21 protein-coding genes are annotated in these 18635 nt (G+C 59.8%); 10 read left to right on the top strand and 11 right to left on the bottom strand.

All coding sequences use genetic code 11. The features are described 5' to 3' along the window. Positions 1 to 12 precede the first annotated feature (12 nt). Positions 13 to 2259 (top strand): amino acid permease, encoded by a 2247-nt coding sequence (locus tag AArcS_RS07425; protein WP_238479848.1) that lies wholly within the window; start codon positions 13 to 15, stop codon positions 2257 to 2259. Here AArcS_RS07425 and AArcS_RS07420 read toward each other — a convergent pair. The 4 genes from AArcS_RS07420 to AArcS_RS07405 all read right to left on the bottom strand — a co-directional run bounded on the left by AArcS_RS07420 (position 2233) and on the right by AArcS_RS07405 (position 5139). Next, positions 2233 to 3516, bottom strand: coding sequence for a TIGR00341 family protein (locus AArcS_RS07420; RefSeq protein ID WP_238479847.1), 1284 nt, complete (start codon positions 3514 to 3516; stop codon positions 2233 to 2235). The two genes, AArcS_RS07425 and AArcS_RS07420, sit on opposite strands and share 27 nt — an antisense overlap. A gap of 68 nt (positions 3517 to 3584) precedes the next feature. Continuing rightward, positions 3585 to 4262 carry a 2,5-diamino-6-(ribosylamino)-4(3H)-pyrimidinone 5'-phosphate reductase gene (locus AArcS_RS07415; RefSeq protein WP_238479846.1) on the bottom strand — a complete coding sequence of 226 codons (678 nt, stop codon included), beginning with the start codon at positions 4260 to 4262 and terminating at the stop codon, positions 3585 to 3587. Positions 4263 to 4468: 206 nt separating this feature from the next. After that, positions 4469 to 4765 (bottom strand): DUF7521 family protein, encoded by a 297-nt coding sequence (locus AArcS_RS07410; RefSeq protein WP_238479845.1) that lies wholly within the window; start codon positions 4763 to 4765, stop codon positions 4469 to 4471. Then, positions 4762 to 5139 carry a winged helix-turn-helix domain-containing protein gene (locus tag AArcS_RS07405; RefSeq protein WP_238479844.1) on the bottom strand — a complete coding sequence of 126 codons (378 nt, stop codon included), beginning with the start codon at positions 5137 to 5139 and terminating at the stop codon, positions 4762 to 4764. The genes AArcS_RS07410 and AArcS_RS07405 overlap by 4 nt, the downstream gene beginning before the upstream one ends. A 165-nt stretch (positions 5140 to 5304) precedes the next feature. Between AArcS_RS07405 and AArcS_RS07400 the strand changes: the two genes are divergently transcribed. Then, entirely contained in the window at positions 5305 to 5949 is a 645-nt protein-coding gene (locus tag AArcS_RS07400; RefSeq protein ID WP_238479843.1) for a helix-turn-helix domain-containing protein, read from the top strand. Positions 5950 to 5985: 36 nt separating this feature from the next. Here the strand turns inward: AArcS_RS07400 and AArcS_RS07395 are convergent, their stop codons facing one another. After that, complete coding sequence (locus tag AArcS_RS07395; protein WP_238479842.1) at positions 5986 to 6477, bottom strand: DUF309 domain-containing protein; 492 nt, start codon at positions 6475 to 6477, stop codon at positions 5986 to 5988. Positions 6478 to 6555: 78 nt separating this feature from the next. Here AArcS_RS07395 and AArcS_RS07390 point away from each other — a divergent pair, with 78 nt between their 5' ends. Beyond that, the gene (locus tag AArcS_RS07390; RefSeq protein WP_238479841.1) at positions 6556 to 7575 is read left to right on the top strand and encodes a mechanosensitive ion channel family protein; all 1020 of its coding nucleotides are present in this window, start codon (positions 6556 to 6558) and stop codon (positions 7573 to 7575) included. 17 nt (positions 7576 to 7592) lie between these two features. On the opposite strand, the gene AArcS_RS07385 is transcribed toward AArcS_RS07390, so the two are convergent. Beyond that, positions 7593 to 8003, bottom strand: coding sequence for a universal stress protein (locus tag AArcS_RS07385; protein ID WP_238479988.1), 411 nt, complete (start codon positions 8001 to 8003; stop codon positions 7593 to 7595). 36 nt (positions 8004 to 8039) lie between these two features. Further along, positions 8040 to 9446, bottom strand: coding sequence for a bifunctional metallophosphatase/5'-nucleotidase (locus tag AArcS_RS07380; protein ID WP_238479840.1), 1407 nt, complete (start codon positions 9444 to 9446; stop codon positions 8040 to 8042). 99 nt (positions 9447 to 9545) lie between these two features. On the opposite strand from AArcS_RS07380, the gene AArcS_RS07375 reads away from it, so the two are divergent. From AArcS_RS07375 to AArcS_RS07360, 4 genes are all read left to right on the top strand, one after another. After that, complete coding sequence (locus tag AArcS_RS07375; protein ID WP_238479839.1) at positions 9546 to 9785, top strand: DUF5816 domain-containing protein; 240 nt, start codon at positions 9546 to 9548, stop codon at positions 9783 to 9785. Positions 9786 to 9863: 78 nt separating this feature from the next. Continuing rightward, positions 9864 to 10178 (top strand): DUF7116 family protein, encoded by a 315-nt coding sequence (locus AArcS_RS07370; protein ID WP_238479838.1) that lies wholly within the window; start codon positions 9864 to 9866, stop codon positions 10176 to 10178. A 190-nt stretch (positions 10179 to 10368) separates the two neighbouring features. After that, positions 10369 to 12027 carry an ABC transporter substrate-binding protein gene (locus tag AArcS_RS07365; RefSeq protein WP_238479837.1) on the top strand — a complete coding sequence of 553 codons (1659 nt, stop codon included), beginning with the start codon at positions 10369 to 10371 and terminating at the stop codon, positions 12025 to 12027. 101 nt (positions 12028 to 12128) lie between these two features. Next, the gene (locus AArcS_RS07360) at positions 12129 to 12329 is read left to right on the top strand and encodes a dodecin (protein ID WP_238479836.1); all 201 of its coding nucleotides are present in this window, start codon (positions 12129 to 12131) and stop codon (positions 12327 to 12329) included. Here the strand turns inward: AArcS_RS07360 and AArcS_RS07355 are convergent, their stop codons facing one another. After that, positions 12330 to 12698, bottom strand: coding sequence for a HesB/IscA family protein (locus tag AArcS_RS07355; RefSeq protein WP_238479835.1), 369 nt, complete (start codon positions 12696 to 12698; stop codon positions 12330 to 12332). A 163-nt stretch (positions 12699 to 12861) separates the two neighbouring features. Between AArcS_RS07355 and AArcS_RS07350 the strand changes: the two genes are divergently transcribed. Together AArcS_RS07350 and AArcS_RS07345 are read left to right on the top strand one after the other, a co-directional pair. Beyond that, positions 12862 to 13626, top strand: a complete 765-nt coding sequence (locus AArcS_RS07350; protein WP_238479834.1) for a hypothetical protein — start codon at positions 12862 to 12864, stop codon at positions 13624 to 13626. Between the two features lie 17 nt (positions 13627 to 13643). Beyond that, entirely contained in the window at positions 13644 to 13943 is a 300-nt protein-coding gene (locus tag AArcS_RS07345; RefSeq protein WP_238479833.1) for a polysaccharide biosynthesis C-terminal domain-containing protein, read from the top strand. A gap of 6 nt (positions 13944 to 13949) precedes the next feature. On the opposite strand, the gene hisD is transcribed toward AArcS_RS07345, so the two are convergent. The 3 genes from hisD to AArcS_RS07330 all read right to left on the bottom strand — a co-directional run bounded on the left by hisD (position 13950) and on the right by AArcS_RS07330 (position 17037). Continuing rightward, positions 13950 to 15221: a histidinol dehydrogenase gene (hisD, locus tag AArcS_RS07340; RefSeq protein ID WP_238479832.1), complete on the bottom strand. Its 1272-nt coding sequence runs from the start codon at positions 15219 to 15221 to the stop codon at positions 13950 to 13952. A 289-nt stretch (positions 15222 to 15510) separates the two neighbouring features. Continuing rightward, on the bottom strand, positions 15511 to 15726 hold the full coding sequence (locus AArcS_RS07335; RefSeq protein ID WP_238479831.1) for a hypothetical protein: 216 nt from the start codon (positions 15724 to 15726) through the stop codon (positions 15511 to 15513). Between the two features lie 66 nt (positions 15727 to 15792). Next, positions 15793 to 17037, bottom strand: a complete 1245-nt coding sequence (locus tag AArcS_RS07330) for a hypothetical protein (protein WP_238479830.1) — start codon at positions 17035 to 17037, stop codon at positions 15793 to 15795. A gap of 189 nt (positions 17038 to 17226) precedes the next feature. On the opposite strand from AArcS_RS07330, the gene AArcS_RS07325 reads away from it, so the two are divergent. Beyond that, entirely contained in the window at positions 17227 to 18540 is a 1314-nt protein-coding gene (locus AArcS_RS07325) for a DUF7405 family protein (RefSeq protein ID WP_238479829.1), read from the top strand. Positions 18541 to 18635: the final 95 nt, after the last annotated feature.

Raw genomic sequence — 18635 nt, 5'->3', positions numbered from 1 at the left:
CAAGAGAACTCGATGCCAGAGGACGCCTTCGGTGCGGATGTCGGACTGCTCGGCGCGCTGACGATCGGCGTCGGGACGATGATCGGGGCAGGGATCTTCGTCCTGCCGTCGGTCGCCGCGGAGGCAGCCGGTGGGCAGCTCGTGCTCGTGTTCGCGCTCGGCGGCGCAATCGCGCTGTTGAACGCGCTGGTCGTGAGTGAACTCGGTTCGGGAATCCCGGCCTCGGGCGGCGCGTACTACTGGATCGACCGGACCCTCGGTCCGCTCGCCGGGACGATCGCCGGGATCAGCGACTGGATCGGTCTGGTCGCGGCATCGTCCTTTTATGTGCTCGGCTTCGGGACCTACTTCGGCTATGTCGTGGCGCTCCCCGAAGTCGGCTTGCTGGTTGTGACACTCTCGCCCGAGCAGTTCGGTGCAATACTGGCAACGGGCGTGGTCATCCTGTTGCACTATCTCGGCGCGCGTGAGCTTGGCGGCGTCCAGACCGCAGTCGTCGGCGGACTGGTCGCCGTACTCACGCTGTTCGTGTTCGCGGGTCTGTTCAGCTCGGGTGCACAGTCGCCGACCGAGACGCCGACGACGCCCGCGGAGGGCAGTGCGTTGCTCGGTGCGACCGCACTGATCTTCGTCTCCTATCTGGGATATGCGAAGGTCGCCACAGTTGGCGCGGAGCTTCGATCGCCCGAGCGGACGCTCCCCCGCGCTGTGATCGGGAGCGTCGTCCTCGTGACGGCGCTGTACGTCGGCGTCGCGTCGGTCGTCTCGGGTGTCCTGCCTGTCGAGGAGACGACCACCGACCCAGCGATGATCACCGCCGCGGACGGGCTGCTCGGGACGACCGGTGTCCTCATCGTTGCGGTCACGGGCCTCGTCGCTACCGCGACCAGTGCGAATCTGTCGATCCTTTCGACGGTGCGGATCAGCTTTACGATGGGGCGCGATCGACTGGTTGCTGATTGGCTCAACGACTTGCACAGCCGCTTTGCGACCCCGTACCGCTCCCTGCAGGTAACTGGGATCTTGCTTATCGCCGCTGTGCTTTTCGCCGATCTCGTTACGCTCGCACTGGTTGCCGTGGGGTTGCATCTGGTCGTCTACGGACTGACGACCGTCTCACTGTTCGTACTCCGTATCACCGATCCTGACGAGTACGATCCCCCATTTACTGTACCGCTGTACCCCGTCGTTCCGGTCGCGGCGCTGGCACTGACCGCCGCGCTGTTCCTGGCTCTGCCGTTGATGGTGCAGCTGTTTTCGGCGCTCGTCGTATTCGGGGCCGGTCTGTGGTACGCCATCTACGGTCGGCGTCAGGTCGACCGCGAGGGAATTCTCAGCGAGTACCTGCTGGGTCGGGCCGCAGAACTTCCCGATACCGCTGTCGCTGCGGCCCGAGTTGCCCGTCCTGAGCAAGCCGAGTATCGCGTGATGGTCCCGCTCTCGAATCCGAACACCGCAGAGCAGTTGGTCACGGTCGCAGCCGGAATCGCAGCCGAACGAAACGGCACAGTGGTCGCGACACACGTCATCGAGGTCCCCGATCAGCTACCGCTCAATCGCGCTCCAGAATACCTGCGTATGTCCGATCCGGAGCCGATCACTGACGAGCTGGTCGAAACGGCCCGCGACACGGCTGCGGCGTTCGACGTCCCGGTCGAATCGCGGGTCGTCTACTCACACAAAGCACTAGAAGAAGTATTCAACGCTGCTCGGCGCTGGAACGTCGATGCAGTCGTGATGGGATGGTGGGGACGCGAGCCTGCAGTGGGGGGTCGCACGGAAGGTAGCCTCGACGAACTCGCTCACAACCTGCCATGTGACGTTTTCGTGCTCCGTGACCGGGATTTCGATCCCGCCCGGATCGTCATTCCAACCGCCGGCACCCCCAACGACGACCTCTGTGCAACGATCGCGGGACGCTTCGCCGAGACCTTCGACAGCGAAATCACGCTCTTGCACGTCGTCGACGGAGAGAGCGCCCGTGGCGGTGGCGAACGATTTCTCGAAAACTGGGCCGAGCGGATGGAACTCGACGACGCGGAGCGTCAGGTTGTCGTTTCGAAGGATCTCGAAGACGCAATCAGGACGGCCGCAGATGAGCATACGTTGCTACTGATCGGTGCGTCAGAGCGCGGACTGCTGTCCCGACTCGTCCGCCGATCATTGATCTACGACGTCATCGAGCGGGTCGACAGCTCTGTTTTGCTGGCCGAGACGAAACAGGAACGCTCCCTACTCGACAGACTCCTCGGAGGGTGAGGTCCCGGCAGTGTGCTCGACGTCCTCGTATACGACCGTCACCTCGAGCTGTTCACCGGTTTCGGCCTCGATCCGTTCACGTATTTCTTCGGCCAGCCCGCGTTGTTCGGTGTCGACGTGCACTGTGACGCCGGTCTGGGATTGTGTTAGCAGCTCCGCACGATAATCGAACTCGACGTCCAGCACGGCCCCATCAACGGCAGCGTCAATCTCGTTCTCGACTGTCTCCTCGAACGCCATGTTGTCCCGCGCATCGAACGAACTGGTCGCCAGAAACGAAGTCAGCAGGAGAATAACGACGAGGAAGGCGGCGAACCGTTCCAGCGTGGCGCGTCTCGCCTGACGTTCGTCGAACCAGTGTGTCGGCCGATACCGCTTGGCCCAGATCGTTACGATCCCGGCGGCGTTAATCGAGAGCAGATTGACAAGCACGAGGATGCCAGCACCGCCCGCGATCACGGGTTCGGCGTACGCGATCCCGAGGCCGACGCTTGCCGCAGGTGGCATCAGCGCCACGGCGATCATCACACCGACCAGCGCCTCGTCGGCTCCCGATGTCAGGGAGAGCGCCCCAGCAACTCCCGCGCCGAGCGCAACTGCCAGCGCGAGGAGACCGGGGTGAACCCGTTCTGCGACCTGCTGGATCAGTAGCAAGTCGATCTCGGGCGCGAGCAACAGGCGATAGGCAAGAGCAAAGAGCGTCGCGCTGATGACAGCAACGCCGATCCCGAGCGCCTGTGACCTGATCCCCTCCCAGAACAGGTCGTCGTCGTTGATGACCGTCCCGACACACGAGGCCATCGCCGGACCGATCAGTGGTGCGATAACCATTGACCCGACGACGACTGCGGCGCTGTCTTCAAGCAGTCCAGCGGTGGCGACGATCGCGCTGACGATGGTGAAGATAATATAGTTCGTCGTCGACCGTGAGAGGTTGTGCGCTTTCGTCGATAGCTCTTCCCGCGAGATCCGTTCTTCGTCGGTGATTTCGTCTTTCTCGCTTTGCTCTTCGAAGCGCTCGGAGACGATAGTCTCGACATCACTGACCACCATATACCCCTCCCGCTCGACGCCGACATCGCGGAGCTGATCGAGTATTCCCTCTACCTCGTCCGAATCTGTTGGGATGTAGAGGACGTCGCTGTATCCCTGTTCGGACGTCTCTCTGGTCATCGCGTAGTCGATTTCGGCATCGTTTAGAACGCCGATAACGACATCGCGCTTTCCATCCGGAACGAGCGTCTGGATTAGACGCATTTTCTGTCACCTCGAGTTCGACTCACGTAATAGACACCGTTTCCGGAAACGATTCGCCCGGACGCCGATTAACTGTTCGGTTCGTTCACGGGAACGCTCCATCGGAGCAGTACGCCGCCGTCCATCCGCTCGATACTGTCGAGCTGCAGCGCGGGGAACTCGTCGACGAACCCCTCGCCATCGGCCAGTGTCGGTGCATCTCGGCCGCCGATCACAGTCGGTCCCACGAAGACTATCAGTTCGTCGACGAGATCGGCCGCGAACAGCGAGTAGATTAGTTCGCCCCCACCCTCGACCATCAGTTGTTCGATGCCTGCCGCTTCGAGCGCATCCAGTGCGGCGTCGAGATCGGTCCGTCTCTCGCCTGCGGTGACGATTTCTGCATCCGTGGCCGACAGCGCTTCGACCCGCTCGGCAGGTGCGGCGTCGCTCACAAGCAGGTACGTCGTCGCAGCGTCGTCGACGATTCTGGCGTCCAGTGGCGTGCGTGCGCGTGAATCCGCGACGACTCGTGCTGGGTGGCGAGGGGTGCCATCACCGCTTTGGGGCAACAGATCCGTCTCATCGACGGTGAGGCTCGGATCGTCCGCCAGTACCGTGCCGACGCCGACCATGACGGCGTCACTATCGGCACGCAGTTGGTCGACCCGCTCGAAGTCCTCGGAACCACTGATTTTGATCTGTTCTCGTCGTCGCGAGGAGAGTTTTCCATCCGCGCTCATGGCAGCGTTGACGACGACGTGCATACATACCGGGTTACCGCCGGTCGTGAAAACCGTTTTCGATGAGGGTGCACAGTCAAAATGGGTTGTAGTTACTGAAACCAATCGTTTCGGTCGCAGATCACTCTCTTCATGGGCTGTAAAATTGGTGACATATCCAACATGAACATTTTCACTTGCGGATTCTGTTCACACAGGCGATAGGAGCACGGAGCCGATCTCCAGTGAAATTAGCGTGCGTACAGCGAGTACGCGATGATCGCAAAGCCGACCAGCACCAGCAGGCTTTCGATGAGAATGCCGGTTGCCAGCGGGACGCCGAGGATATCGGTCGCCACACCGGCAAGGAACGACCCCAATGTAATCGCACCGAATCCAAGCGCAAGGGCACCTAGTGCCGTGCTCTGGGTCCGCCGATACGCTTTGAACGCGTAGTACGTGATGATCGTTCCGAGAATCAGTATGAGTGTCTTTACGATCGCGAGTGCCGTCGTTACCTCAGCTCCAGCTGTTTCGTGTGGGCTCATAGTTCTTTGCTGACCTCCGACCACATATCCGCCAGTCGTTCGTCCGGTGTTCGCGCGGGGCGAGAGACCTCGTACTCGAACTCCCGGTCGTCTGTGAGAGCTATCCGTACGTCCTCGAACGCGACCTCGTACCGCGTCGTATGGTGTCCGTCGCTCCGAACCTCCGTTAGCTCTTCGAGCAACGTCGCACTGGACAGACTGTCGAGCTTTCGATAGATCGTCGACTGTGGGATCTCACAGCGTTCGGAGAGTTCGCCAGCCGTCATGGGCTCGTCGAGTTTCCGGATGATTGTCCGACAGTCGGAATCCTCCAGAGCTTCGAGAAGGGCCTGCACATCGGGTTTCTCTTCCTCCGCGAACGGATCCCGTACCATTCTACCGTACATGAGCGATACATTCATATAAATCGACTGTTGTCCGTTTTCGCTCCGACGGGTTCATTCACCAAAATATCGTGCAGATCGTGCCGTATTCCGGCGATTCCCAGTGGTTGAAAATGACGCACCCAATATATGACGGTTACACCCCAATGGTTGAGTATGACCAGTGGTGTTCGAGCACAGGTCGAAGTCGCATCCCCCGATGACTGCCCCGTTGCTGGTGCGTCCTCGACGACAGGCACACGGATCGATCGTGTTGACAGAGCGAGCGCGGATGTGGACGGAACCGTCGGCGAGGAGTTCGTCGTCTCTGCGACGGCCAACGGCGAAATCGACGCCAACGAGATAACGTCCGACGGTAGCCGGTCTGTGTACCGGTTCGACCGTGAACGCGAGGACGCATGTGCCTGCGACATCGTCGAGACTGCAGGCCCGCCCGTTGCGGACGTTCGCGCAAATGACGGCTCGCTGTTTATTACCTTCCGTGCCGAGGATGTCGCTAACGTCCGAACCGTCATCGAGCGGCTCCGTGATCGCTACGACGGCGTCCGGCTCCAGACGCTCTCGAAGTTCGATCCGACAGAAGGTGAGGATATCGTACCGGTCGACCGCGGACAGCTCACCGACAAACAGCGGGAAGTTCTGGAACGCGCACACGATCTTGGCTACTTCGACTATCCCAAGGGAGCGAACGCAGGAGAGGTTGCCGATGACCTCGACATCGCCCGCTCGACGTTTTCCGAGCATCTTTCTGCTGCCCAGTCGAAACTGCTCAATGCGGTTCTGGAAACGCCGACACGTTAGGACGCTCTTACCCGGCAAATAGCGGCTTCCACCGATTCATCGGTCGGCGGCGAACGCACAATCCTCCTGACGAGCCGTGGGCGTCTCCCCGTCGAGCCGAATCCGCCAGCCGTGCAGCGCCCCGGGATCATTGAGTGCGTTCGTCAGAGTCGTCCTGACATCCAGCACGTCGACGCCGTAGTAGTCGTTCGGGACACCGTGAAGATACTGTAACGCCGTCTCGAACAGCGATCGCATTCCGTCGTCGTCCTCGAAGTCGAAGTGCTTGTACGCTCCTGCCGCGACCTGTACCATTCCGTGTGCGAAGGCGCTTTCGGTGGTTCCGTTGCCGTAATTATACCACTCGTCCTCGAAGCAGTCGTGCGATTCGTGAAACTCCCCGCTGTTGTACAATCGGACTCCGTGGACGGTTGCCCGGCGGAGCGTTGCGTGTTCCCAGTGTCCACCCGTGTGCGCTGTTTCAGCGACCCACCCCGTCGGGTCGCCATCCGGTGGCGCGACTGAGGGGTCCCGCGTGTGCTCGTCCATACCCGGACTTCGGTTGCCAGCCACCTCCGTCTGTCGCCCGGACACAACGTTTATCGGCTCCGACAGAATGCTTACAGTATGCTCCCCTCTGCAGTTCTTCTCCGATCTGCCAGAACCGATCCCGGACTCTCGACGGCATCGCGGGCAGTCGACCTGACGATCGAGAATGTCCCAACACAGGTCTGGGAGGTGCTCGGTGCGATCCTCGTGTTGATTTTCGGCTGGTACGTCTCCAAGCTCGTGGTCCGCTCTGTCGGTCGCGCGATCGCCCGACAGTTCCAGCGGCCAAGTATCACACAGACTGTGCTGGGCGGTATCCGTGCTGGCGTTATCGTCGTCTTCGTCTTTATTGCGGCACGGATTCTGCAGCTTGATACTGGGGATGTCCTGCTTTCCGGGGCGGTGTTCGGTGCGGTGCTCGGTGTGATCCTCGCACCGATCGTCGCTTCGGTTATCAGCGGGCTGTTCGTGCTCGCGGACCAGCCCTTCGAGATCGGCGACATGATCGAGCTCGTCGACGAGGGGCAGAAAGGATTTGTCGACGACATCACACTTCGATATACCAAGATGTTCACGCTTGACAACACCTTTATCGTAATCCCGAACTCGACGATCCGGGACCGGGACGTGATTAACTACTCCGCGGAGGACGAGCGAACCAGACGAACCCTGGAACTGCTGGTCACGTACGAAAGCGATATCGAAGCCGCACGGACGCTGGCCGAGCGGAACGCCCGACGTGTCGACGATGTCATCAGCGGCGGTCCGGACATCCGGATCGGCAAGACCCGGTTCCCGGCAGCCCCGACGTGTTTCATCGAGGAATACGCGGACAACGGTGTCCTGTTGTTGCTCAGATACTGGGTCGAAGAACCGTACAAGCTCCAGGCGATCGAGTCCGAGGTGAAAACGAATATCTGGAACGACCTCGACGACGCCGACGTCGAGATCGCATACCCGCATACACATCTCGTCTTCGACGAGACGAGTGGGCAGGCACAGGTCGCTGTCTCACAGGGGGATCACTCGCCAGCAGTGACAGCGGACAGTGAGGCCGTCCCTGGCGACCCTTCGGTTGAAAGCGATGGCGCTCAGTAGTGAGCAGGACCGGTCTGCTACTCGTCCGTCGCGTGGACGACGACGAGTTCACATTCCAGTCGCTGGCGGAGATAGCTCTCGATATCAGGATCGGAAACGAGCTTTCGGATCATGCGACGCCACCGACCTTCCTGTTTGTGGCCGATGACCACGACATCGGCGTCCTCGTTCGCAATCTCCTCCAGGATGGTCTCTTCAACGAGAAAGCCCTTGCGAACGATATATCGAGCGTTCTGTAACCTTCCAAACTCCGATTCGACCGATCGCTTGAGTTCTGCCCGAGAGATATCCCGGCTGTCCTGATAGAGGTCCACGTGGAGGACCGACAGATCACCGTCACGGTCCTCAGCGAGCTCTATGGCCTGTGCTAGCGTCTTCTTGGAGTGGCTGCTGAGCGGGTACCGGACCGGAACGACCACGTGACTCATCATCTGTACTGATTGGGGCGACAACGGTAAACGTTCTCACTTGTCCGCTGCAGGGATGGATGCATCCAACGGCCTGCTACGGTCGTCGGACCAGCGTATCCGCCCGTCGATCGACGGATCGATCCCCATATTCCGGGCATACTCGACGAGCACGTCGTACTGGACCGGTCCCTCGCTCACGACGTGGGTCTCCGAAAGCGTCGGAAACTCATACTCGGTCACCGGAAGGTACGCGGAGGTAGCAAGCGTGTACTCCACAGTAGGATCTACAGGTTCCCCTCCGATACGTACGTTCACGAGCGAGTCTTCCGTGCGGTCCCAGACCACTTCAGCTCCCGAAAGATGTGCGTGCCACCAGTCCGGTTCGCCGATGTCGATCACCTGTCCACTGGCTTCCCGCAGTAGTTCGACCATTTCCGCACCCGTCAACCGTGCCGTCACGACCGGTTCCTCGAACGGAACGATACCGATCAGATCTGCAACGGTGATGTCTCCAGCCAGAGGCTTTCCCCCGCGGATTCCTCCAGCGTTCTGGAGGCCGACATCCGCACCAGTGTACCAGCGATACGCATCGGCGACGAAGTTCCCGATTCGACTCTCACCACGGTGGGTCGTTGCGTCCGTTCGCTCGATCGGACGGTCGACCGTGGCGACAACCGTCTGGAGTCCAGCACGGCGCTTTCGCACCTGTAACGCGTGTACCACAGCTTCTGACACGGGTGCGTCGTCGACTGTGTGTCGGTTTACCGATGCTGTACCGTCGTCTTCGAGGATGATTTCGTACAGCGTGTTCCCGCCCGCTCTGGGGCGCGTCAGGAGGGTGTCGTCGAGCCGCCGGACTCGATCCGCGTGGACGTGCCCGCCGAGGATGACGTCAACGTCACACTGGAGTGCGATCTGGTCGTCGTCTGCCAGATGTGCGAGCACGACGATCACGTCGACGCCGCGCTCACGAAGCGTCTCGGTCGCGTTCGCCACCGCAGAGACCGGATCGGTAACTGTGAGATCCCCGGCAGGTGGCGTAATGGCAGGTGTGGTTGGCGTCGTTACTCCGACTATACCGATACGATATCCAGCCCGTTCGACGATGGTCCAGGGACGCATCCCGATCTCGGAGCCGAACGGTTCGCCATCGAGTTCGATGTTTGCACCCAGCCAGATCTGTGGCGAGGATTCTACAAGCCCTCTGAGCGCGTCGTATCCGTGATCGAAGTCGTGATTTCCGGGCGTGTCTACGGCCGGTTCGACTTCCTCGAAGAAATCGAGCGATTGCTCCCCGTCCTCGGTCAGCGCCAGAACGCCAGGACCGGTGTTGTCGCCAGTTCCGGCGACGATCGTCGTGTCGTCACGAAGCGAGTCTATCAGTCCTGCAAGCCGACCGATCCGGTCAGGATCGTCGTACGCGTTTTCGAGATCAGAGTAATGAAGCAGCCGCACGGACATATCGGTAGCCCAGTCCCCGAGTGCGTATATACCCCGCGGACGGCCTCGGTCAGAACTCGTGTCGAATCACATTTCAGGCCCTCCACCGAGAGAGTACGTATGAGAACGCATACGACGGAAGAGGGTAAGACAGTCTTCATTGCCGAGGACGAGGGTGACCGGGGATCTAGCGGACCGTTCTTCGTCGCGTACGGAACAGCCGCCCGCGAAGAAAAATACGGCTGGTTCTGTAGTAACTGTGAATCCGTCGACAACGCCATGGACGCGATGGGTCGCATCCAGTGCAATCGCTGTGGAAACTTTCGGAAACCGACCGAGTGGGACGCCGCTCACGAGTAACATCCCTCGTACCGCTCGTTCTCAGTTCCGTGGTGTCGCCAGTAGCTTTATGATGGTAGGTGTGGTAGCCGAACTCGAATGGGGACTGTTACCAATCCACTTGCCAAAGAGGCGAGGTCGATCTTCGCAGAACTCGGGTACACGATCTCTGACCACGGCGACGAATTGACGGCTGAGCGAGGCTGGAAAGTCGTTGAGGTTACACCCATGCCCGAACCGAAATCACCTCCGGCGTCGGGCTCACTTCGATGCTTCGTCACGTATCAACACAGCGCCCGCGACCTCCGTCAGCGAATCCGACAGGCAAATCCCGAGTACGACTGGGCGATCATTACAGTCGAAGACGACGACTACGAGGTCGTACGGGCGCCGCCGTGCGCTGAAGCGGCCTGAATCCATTGTTTTGCTGACCGAATCTCGAAAGCGGCGAATACATCGTTCCAATGAGAAAACGGTAAGTCGTTGACTGTTCTACCCGTTACTAATGGTCTCCGGATCTGTCAGCTCCCGTCGTACCGTACTGGCTAGCCTGGGAGCGACAGCACTGGGAGCGAGTGCAGGGTGTCTCGACTTTTTCCGTGAGATGGGAAGCACAGGTCCTGCCCAGCTCTCAGTCAATGTGACGACGCTGCCAGCTGACGATGATACGTCGAGTTCACGCATTGCGCGTCAACTCGTCGATAACCTCTCCGAGTCCGGTGTTAATGCGACGATTGATCCGCGCGAAGACGAGCAAGCCCTTCGAGCATTACTTCTGGATCACGACTACGATATTTTCGTCGGCCGTCACCCCGCAATCACCGATCCCGACGAGCTCCGGACACTCCTCCATACACGATATAGCGAGGAGGATGGCTGGCAAAACCCCTACGGAGTGACGATTCCGTCACTTGATGACCTACTGGATAATCAACGGCGCGAGTCCGGCGAACAGCGCATACAGACAGTGACAGAGATCCAGAATGAGTTACTCGACACCCAGCCATTCTCGGTAATTGCGTACCCCTCCAAATTAACAGCTGCCCGTACAGACCTGACCACTGATACTCTCCCGGGAGGACTCACTACGCGGAACGACTATCTACGACTCGAGGCTGCGAATCCTGAACGCGATCGTCTATTGGTGAGCCTCTTTCGTCCGACTGTAACGGAAAACCTGAATCCTCTCGTTCCTGAGACCGGACCCGACAAAGCAATTCTGGATTGTATTTACGATCCGCTGTTCGAGTGGGTCGATGACGAGCTGGTACCGTGGCTAGCCGAGGATGTCTCGTGGAGTGAGAACGGAAACACTGTCAGGGCGACCGTTCGACTACGGCCTGCGCTTGAATGGCACGACGAAACTGCGTTGACCACTGCTGATATCGGGTTCACCTACGACATGCTACGGGATACTACGATGGGAGACTCCGATAATCCGATCCCTGCCCCGCAGTTCCGTGGACGTAGTTCGCTGGTCGATAGCGTCGAGCCACTCTCGAACAGCGAGATTACCCTGGAATTTCCCGATACGAGTGTCGAAACCGCCCGTCGGGCACTTACCGTTCCGATACTTCCACAACACGAGTGGGAAGACCGGACGGAGCGGTCGGCAGACCACCTTTCGACTGCGATCGAGACGTCCAACGAAGAGCCGATCGGTAGTGGCCCGTTCGTCTACGAGGACTCGACAGAGGATCAGGAGCTTATCCTCTCGCGTAATGAGGAACACTTTCTACTGGATCTTGAGGATCCACACGAACGACTTGAATCGCTACGTGGCGACACCACGTTCGACGAGATAGAATTCGAGGTAGGGGTGAACGTCGGTGTTGTACTCGGCGATATCGACAGTGGTGACCGGGATATCACCGCGACATCGATCCCCTCGGGCGAGGTAGAGAACGTCCAGAACAACTATGATAATACGGAAGTGCTGATTGGCGAGGGACAGGAGTTCTTTGTTCTCGGCTTCAACACCCGACGTCATCCCATGGGGAACCACCAGTTTCGACGAACGGTTGCCCGCCTTGTCGACCGGAACTATATTGCCGAAACTGTTCTCGATGGCTATGCACAGCCGTCGGACACCCCACTGAAGCGTACGGAGTTCGTCACAGACGAGTTCTCGTGGAACGGACAGAGTCGTCTCGGACGGTTTCCGGGTGAAGACGGAGCCGTGGATCCGGAGGATGCCCGGGAAACATTCAGAGACGCCGGATTCCGGTTCGACGAGGACGGCAACTTGATCGTTCAGGACTGAAACACTCGCTATCGAGCAGTGTCACAAACAGCTACCTGACTGTCGATTGCAGGCGAACTTTAAGTAACGTCGCGTGAAAGCAAACGACGGGGTTTGATACGATGGTATTCAAAAAGATCACGATGATTGGCACCAGTCCGGACAGTTTCGAGGATGCAACCGACGACGCTCTCAGCAGGGCGGAGGCGACCCTGGAGAACATCCACTGGGCGGAAGTCGAGAACCTCGGCGTCGAAGTAGCGTCCGCAGACGGTCGTGAGTACCAGGCCGAAGTCGAGATCGCGTTCGAACTCGAGGACTGATCAGGTACGGAACGACTCGCCACAGCCACACTCGCTGACGACGTTGGGGTTCTCGACGTGGAACCCTTCCGCCTGCAATCCGCTTTCGTAGTCGACGACGCTGCCTTCAATATAGTTTTGACTTGCCGGATCGACGAACACCCGTAGCCCGTTGTGTTCGGTTATCGTATCATCCTCTTCTGGGGCGTCGTCGAAGCGCATTCCGTACGAGAGTCCTGCACAGCCGCCCTGCTGGACGAACAGTCGCAGTCCGGCGACCCCCTCGTCGAGGCCCTCGCTTTTGAGGAGCGACAGTGCCTCATCTGCAGCCGCTTCCGTTACCTCGACGGTCCCCGATTCGTCGTTGCCCTGTGCGGTCTCGGTACTCATAGCAGACCATATGATGGGTACGCAGATAATACTGACGCCGGTACTTTCGCTCGTTCCGGTCAGGACTTTTTTGTGAGAGAATCAGCCCGTAGACACCAACTACCGAACGTTATTATCGTGTATATAGATTGTAACTATAGTTACTTGCCGTGGGATACTACCCATGGAACTCTCCCGTAGAGCACTGCTCGCTACGACAACCTGTACCGGACTTATCGGTTGCTTACAACAGGATCAGCAACGGGACGACGACCGTATAGCTGCTGAGTCCTCGCTGGCGAGTTCCCAGACGGGAGCTTCGACTGACGACACCGATAGCGGGCCGGGGATCGGTACTCCAGTCGAGACGTTTGATGAGCCGTACCTCACGTCAGAATCGGAGTGGTCGTACAGGGGTGACGGTTCGATCGGTTACACCACTGATGATGTCTATCTGGGAGATCGGAGTCTCGAAGTAACGAACACCGGTGGGCGGATCACCTGGTCGCCGGAGAATCCAGTCGACCTGTCGGGGCATCATTTCTCGTTGGCAGTCAAAATCCCGTCTTACACAACCCCAGGTGGACAGCTACGTCTTCGGTTCGACGACGTTCATGGAAATACCATCTCATATACGAACACACACTCCCCCACGTCACCGGTCGACGAGCGTTGGTCACGGATCGACTTCGGACTCCCGGGTATCGATGTCGACACGACCGATCTCTCGGCTGTCGATCGGGTACAGATACAGCTGTATGATACTCCAGAGACCATCTATATCGATGACCTGCGTGCGGTCGAACGACCAGAAACTGCGTATCTCGTACTCGAAATTGATAACCCAGAAGGCGACGACGAAGACTGGTTTTTCGACGTATTCGACAGACATGGGATTCCATTCACCGCTGGAATTAGGGAATTACAGCCACCGCAAACTTCGGGCTGAACCTGCTTTTGATCCCTGTGTACGGCGCTGTCGGTGCTGCGGCCGCGACAGCAGTGACGTTTACGGCGTACGTACTGGCGAATCTGTACGTTGTCAACCAGGAACTGCCTCTGGCGTATGGCCGACTTGCACGGTCTGCGGGGTCGGCAACGGGGATCACAGCGTGTATGGCTCTGGTCGTGATCGGCCTGTTGCCATACGCCTCAACTCTCGAGTCACTGGTTGCGGTAGTGCTGTTTGGAGTCAGCGTCTGGACGGTCCTTACCATTACCACCGGTGCGATCGAACTACAGCGAGTCAGACGGCTTCTGAATTGACTGCTCCTACTCGTCGAGGCGCGTCCGGACGCTCTCGGCGTGTGCTTCCAGTCCTTCGGCATCCGCGAGTGTCGTGATCGTCCCCCCCAGGTCCGCCAACGCTTCCCGATCGAGCCGCTGAACGGTCGTCGATCGAACGAACGTATCGACGGAGAGCCCCCCGGTCAGTTTCGCGCCGCCGCCAGTCGGTAGAACGTGGTTCGTCCCGCTGGCGTAATCGCCAGCAGCGACTGGCGTGTACGGACCGAGGAAGACGCTCCCGGCGCTGTCGATCCGATCGAGCACCGCTTCGTCGTCCTCGGCGACGATCGAGAGGTGCTCGGCGGCGTACTCCTCGGCGAAGAGGATCGCCTCGCTCATCGATCGGGCGTGAAGGATCGCGCTTTCGTCCCCGGCCAGCGCGTCGCGGATCACGTCCGATCGGGTGCGCTCGTCGATTCCTGCCTCGACTGCCTCGGTGATCGCTTCGGCGAGGGGCTCGTCATCCGTCACTGCGACAACCGACGCGTTGGGGTCGTGTTCGGCCTGCGCGAGCAGATCTGCGGCGATAAACTCGGGATCGGCTGTCTCGTCCGCGACGACGAGGATCTCGCTCGGTCCTGCAAGGAAGTCGATGTCGACGTCACCACGTACCTCGGCTTTCGCCGCGGTGACCCAGCGATTACCCGGTCCGACGACCTTCCCGACACGCTCGATCGACTCGGTACCGTACGCCAGTGCGGCGATAGCCTGTGCACCGCCGACGCTGTAGACCCGATCCGCGCCTGCTGCGTGGATTGCCGCGAGTGTCGCCGGATTGATCTCGTCGGCTGGTGGCGTGGCGACGGCGACGTCTTCCACACCTGCGACTTTCGCGGGGACTACCCCCATGATCGCACTGGACGGATACGCTGCAGTGCCACCGGGGGCGTACACGCCGACGCTCTCGATAGGGCGGAACCGGCGACCCAGCTCCCGGCCATCGAAATCGTCTCGCCAGTCTTCTGGGACCTGTGCCTCGTGAAACTCGCTGACGTTCGCGACGGCCGTATCGATCGCCTCTCTGAGATCGTCGTCGATCTCCTCGTACGCCTGTTCGACCCGATCGGTAATCTCAAGACTACCGACCTGAACGCCATCAAATTCCCGACAGAACTCCCGTACGGCGACGTCTCCCTCCTCCTCGACGCGCCCGACGATCTCGGCGACGTCGGAGCGAATCTCGTCGACCCCGGAATCCCGGTCGAACAGACTCGTCCGCTCACCAGGTGAGAGATCTGCGACAGCTTTGTAGTCCATACGCTGACTTACGAGGCAGGGGCAAAACCGCTTTCCGTATCGATTACTCTCGACGTGAAGAATGTCGCCCGGAACACTAACGGCCGGCGTCATCGCAGGCGGCGTGCCGTCTCCGCCGGGAAACCCTCGTGCCGGGCTGGCACTGCGGCAGGTGCCACTGTTTTGTGCCGCGTGTCGCATGCCTGGGTTCGCCGCGCGTCATCGCGTCCGTGTGGACGTACTCGGGCGGGGACAAAGGCACGCACTCGGTACTATGCCCGCCGGTTCAAAAAGGATGTCGTCCCGGTCGCTACCCGTTTTCGAGTTCAATCGCACCGATTTGCGCCAGTACGGAGAGGACGAAAACGGCCCCGGCGAGCACGAACCCAGCGGCAAACAGCGGCGCTGCAACGGTCTGAGCAGTCTCGAAGCCGAGGACCAGTCGCGTGGTTCCGAGTACCAGAAAGCTTCCCACTGCGAATACGCCAGCGAGTGCCGCCAGTTTGAGTATCGTCTGCTCGTTCACTGTCGATTCGAGGGTACGCTGGCTATTAGTAGTGTGGCTCGAAAGAAATCGTGGTTCGGGGGACGTTCAGTTCGGGAACTGGTCGAGTTCGGAGAGCACAAGCTCCTGACCGATCTCGAACTCCTCTTCTTCGATGTCCGCCTCGATCTCGACGAATTTCGTGTCGCCGATGACGTCCACCAGAAGCGTCTCGTCGCCGGGGTTCCAGCCGGCGAAGTGCGACCCAGCGCCGGTATCGAGCTCTTCGACGATCTCGTAGTCGTCAACCCGGACGATCTGGGTCTTCGCGCCGCCGGTACTGGCGATCGCGGCGTAGCGATATTCGCTGTCGTACTCGACCATGTGAGGCACTTCCTCAGTTCCTTCACCCAGGTTGACTTCCTCAGTTACCTCGATCGAATCCCCACTGGGTTCGAGCACGTACATGTTCGCTCGACCCTGATCGATCGCCCAGACCTCATACTCATCCTCGCTTTCGCCGGGAACGACATTGATCGCATGGAAGTCGGGGGTTGGGGAATCCGAGTCCTCGATCTCCTCTTCAGTGTAGTCCTGATCAGGTTCTACGACCTCGACCAGCTCACGGCTTTCGACGTCGATGACCGCAACGCCGGGTTCAGTGCCAGCGATCGCGTGTGGTCCGGAGTACTCTTCTGGACCACGCGTTGAAGCGAACATGAATTCGCCGTCGGGCGAGGCAGCGAGAATATCCGGGGACTCGCCGACTTCGTCGATCTCCTCGATGACCTCGTCGGTCTCAGGGTCGATGATGACGCCGTCGTCGGTGTCACGGTTGACCATCCACAGCTCCTCGTTGTCGGGTGTGAACATGACGCCGTGTGCGTCGTAGCCCTCGGTACTCCGGGTGTCGCCGATCATCTCATGGCTCTCGGTATCGAAGACCCACCAGTCACCTGCGCCGTCGGCCTCCTCCGTGTCCGCGCTTCCAGCGTTAACGTAAAACTTCTCCTCGGTCGGGTGTGCGAGCGTCCCGCAGTTCGCGGGGATGTCCGGGAACTCCTCGGTGATCTCGAACGATTCGGGATCGAACACGATCAGCCCGCCGTCAGCGTAGCTGGGGCCAAGTGTGACGTACGCCTCGCCGTCGTGCGTGTAGTCGTGACAGACCGGACTGGCACTGGCGAAGGCGGCCGCCTCTTCGCCGTTCTCCTCACCATTCTCGTCGCCGTTTTCGTCGCCGTTCTCCGCTCCGTTTTCGTCATCGTCGCCGCCGAGACAGCCAGCGAGTGCAATACCGCCTGCGACCGCACTCGTCTGCAGGAATCGACGTCGAGTTTCTCGGGTCGTCATACTGGCTCTTACAGTAATTCTACAATAAAAGACCTCCGTTCTGAGGGCGTCAGAGTGGCAAAAATCGGCATCTGACCTAGATAGCGGCAACAACATATTTGTATCCCTAACAGAGGGTTTTATTGCTGGTATCTGTGACGCCACGAGGCGTTCGGTACAAGTATCATCGGGAACTAGATCGGGCAACAAATGTCGCTTCCCGACCCAGAGGGGCTGTCCCGCCGCGAGTACGTGAAGTCCCTCGTTGCAGTCGGTGGTGCAGGGGCTCTGTCAGCCTGCCTCGGCGAGGACGACGATATCGAAATACCATCCGGTACGGACGAATTCGATGACCTCCCCGCGGGCCAGCACGAGTGGGACTCGTTTTTCGAGGCGGACGAGCACGGAAACGTTCGACTTCCGCGGCATCACGTACTGGCGTATCTCGAACTGAACGGCGAACCCACCGATACCGGTCGTGAAACGGTTGAGTCAGCATTGAAAACCCTTGAGCGTGCCTACGAGTGGAGCAACGACGGGCTCGTGTTCACGATAGGATACTCCCCGTCGTACTTCGACCGGTACGAGGAATCCCTCCCCGAGAGTGTAGATCTCCCTGCCCCGACCACCCTGACACCGCTGGAAGACCTCAACGACGACGACCTGGATACGTACGATGCGCTCGTCCACTTCGCGAGCGACGAGCCCGTTGCGTTGCTCGAAGCCGAACTGGCGATGTTTGGCGAGGCGGACGCACTCAGTGGGTCGGACGCCGAGCCCCAGAATACGGACTCTGACACGGTGAACGGGGTCACCGTGGAGGATCGTCTTTCGGACGTATTCGATCTCGCAGACCGCCGGACGGGCTTTTTCGGAGCCGGACTACCCACCGCGAACACCGACGCGACCGGGATCCCGGATGACTACCCGATTCCCGAGGAAGCGCCGATGTTTATGGGGTTTCGCGGTCGCTTCAAGAAGAGCCAGCCCAGCGAGGAGCGGGTGACGATTCAGGACGGCCCCTTCGCCGGTGGCACCACCCAGCACGTCTCGAAGATCCGCCAACAACTCGACCAGTGGTGGGAGCAGGATAGCCAGGCGGTTCGCGTCGCAAAGATGTTTAGTCCCACCCACGAACGCGAGGACCGCGTCGGCGAGTACGGCGAGAAGCTCACCGACTCCCCGGAAGTCGAGGACGTTGTCGAACAGACTGAATCAGACGCCTCCGGAGGGATGGTTGGCCACGCACAGAAGACGGCCAGGGCTCGCGAGGACGGCTCGCCGATCATCCTTCGACGCGACTTTGATACGACCGACGACGATATCGCCGGACTCCACTTCGTCTCCGTCCAGCGCGAAATCGAGGACTTCGTCAAAACACGAGAAGCGATGACCGGCACCGATCTTCCGATCGGCTCGATACTGAACAACGGGATCCTGCAGTACATCTCCGTTCGTCGACGCGGGAACTTCCTTATCCCACCGCGAGAGCATCGTGCGCTTCCATCCCCACGTCCCGAATGAGTGTCTGCTCCGGGCTCGGTTCCCCTCAGTTGGACTGCGTCATTGACAGCGGGTGTATCCCCCGATATCACGGGGTATAAATATCTCAGATGCCC

The sequence above is a fragment of the Natranaeroarchaeum sulfidigenes genome (assembly GCF_017094485.1).
Lineage (GTDB): Archaea > Halobacteriota > Halobacteria > Halobacteriales > Natronoarchaeaceae > Natranaeroarchaeum > Natranaeroarchaeum sulfidigenes.
This window is presented reverse-complemented; position numbering and strand designations above follow the sequence as displayed.

Excerpts from the sequence above, each read along its gene's own strand:
- AArcS_RS07420 (WP_238479847.1), bottom strand. The coding sequence starts at position 3,516 with ATGCGTCTAATCCAGACGCTCGTTCCGGATGGAAAGCGCGATGTCGTT.
- AArcS_RS07370 (WP_238479838.1), top strand. The coding sequence starts at position 9,864 with ATGGGGACTGTTACCAATCCACTTGCCAAAGAGGCGAGGTCGATCTTC.
- AArcS_RS07410 (WP_238479845.1), bottom strand. The coding sequence starts at position 4,765 with ATGAGCCCACACGAAACAGCTGGAGCTGAGGTAACGACGGCACTCGCG.
- hisD (WP_238479832.1), bottom strand. The coding sequence starts at position 15,221 with ATGGACTACAAAGCTGTCGCAGATCTCTCACCTGGTGAGCGGACGAGT.
- AArcS_RS07405 (WP_238479844.1), bottom strand. The coding sequence starts at position 5,139 with ATGGTACGGGATCCGTTCGCGGAGGAAGAGAAACCCGATGTGCAGGCC.
- AArcS_RS07395 (WP_238479842.1), bottom strand. The coding sequence starts at position 6,477 with ATGGACGAGCACACGCGGGACCCCTCAGTCGCGCCACCGGATGGCGAC.
- AArcS_RS07325 (WP_238479829.1), top strand. The coding sequence starts at position 17,227 with ATGTCGCTTCCCGACCCAGAGGGGCTGTCCCGCCGCGAGTACGTGAAG.
- AArcS_RS07350 (WP_238479834.1), top strand. The coding sequence starts at position 12,862 with ATGGAACTCTCCCGTAGAGCACTGCTCGCTACGACAACCTGTACCGGA.
- AArcS_RS07330 (WP_238479830.1), bottom strand. The coding sequence starts at position 17,037 with ATGACGACCCGAGAAACTCGACGTCGATTCCTGCAGACGAGTGCGGTC.
- AArcS_RS07355 (WP_238479835.1), bottom strand. The coding sequence starts at position 12,698 with ATGAGTACCGAGACCGCACAGGGCAACGACGAATCGGGGACCGTCGAG.
- AArcS_RS07365 (WP_238479837.1), top strand. The coding sequence starts at position 10,369 with ATGGGAAGCACAGGTCCTGCCCAGCTCTCAGTCAATGTGACGACGCTG.
- AArcS_RS07375 (WP_238479839.1), top strand. The coding sequence starts at position 9,546 with ATGAGAACGCATACGACGGAAGAGGGTAAGACAGTCTTCATTGCCGAG.
- AArcS_RS07380 (WP_238479840.1), bottom strand. The coding sequence starts at position 9,446 with ATGTCCGTGCGGCTGCTTCATTACTCTGATCTCGAAAACGCGTACGAC.
- AArcS_RS07360 (WP_238479836.1), top strand. The coding sequence starts at position 12,129 with ATGGTATTCAAAAAGATCACGATGATTGGCACCAGTCCGGACAGTTTC.
- AArcS_RS07385 (WP_238479988.1), bottom strand. The coding sequence starts at position 8,003 with ATGAGTCACGTGGTCGTTCCGGTCCGGTACCCGCTCAGCAGCCACTCC.
- AArcS_RS07415 (WP_238479846.1), bottom strand. The coding sequence starts at position 4,262 with ATGCACGTCGTCGTCAACGCTGCCATGAGCGCGGATGGAAAACTCTCC.
- AArcS_RS07425 (WP_238479848.1), top strand. The coding sequence starts at position 13 with ATGCCAGAGGACGCCTTCGGTGCGGATGTCGGACTGCTCGGCGCGCTG.
- AArcS_RS07400 (WP_238479843.1), top strand. The coding sequence starts at position 5,305 with ATGACCAGTGGTGTTCGAGCACAGGTCGAAGTCGCATCCCCCGATGAC.
- AArcS_RS07390 (WP_238479841.1), top strand. The coding sequence starts at position 6,556 with ATGCTCCCCTCTGCAGTTCTTCTCCGATCTGCCAGAACCGATCCCGGA.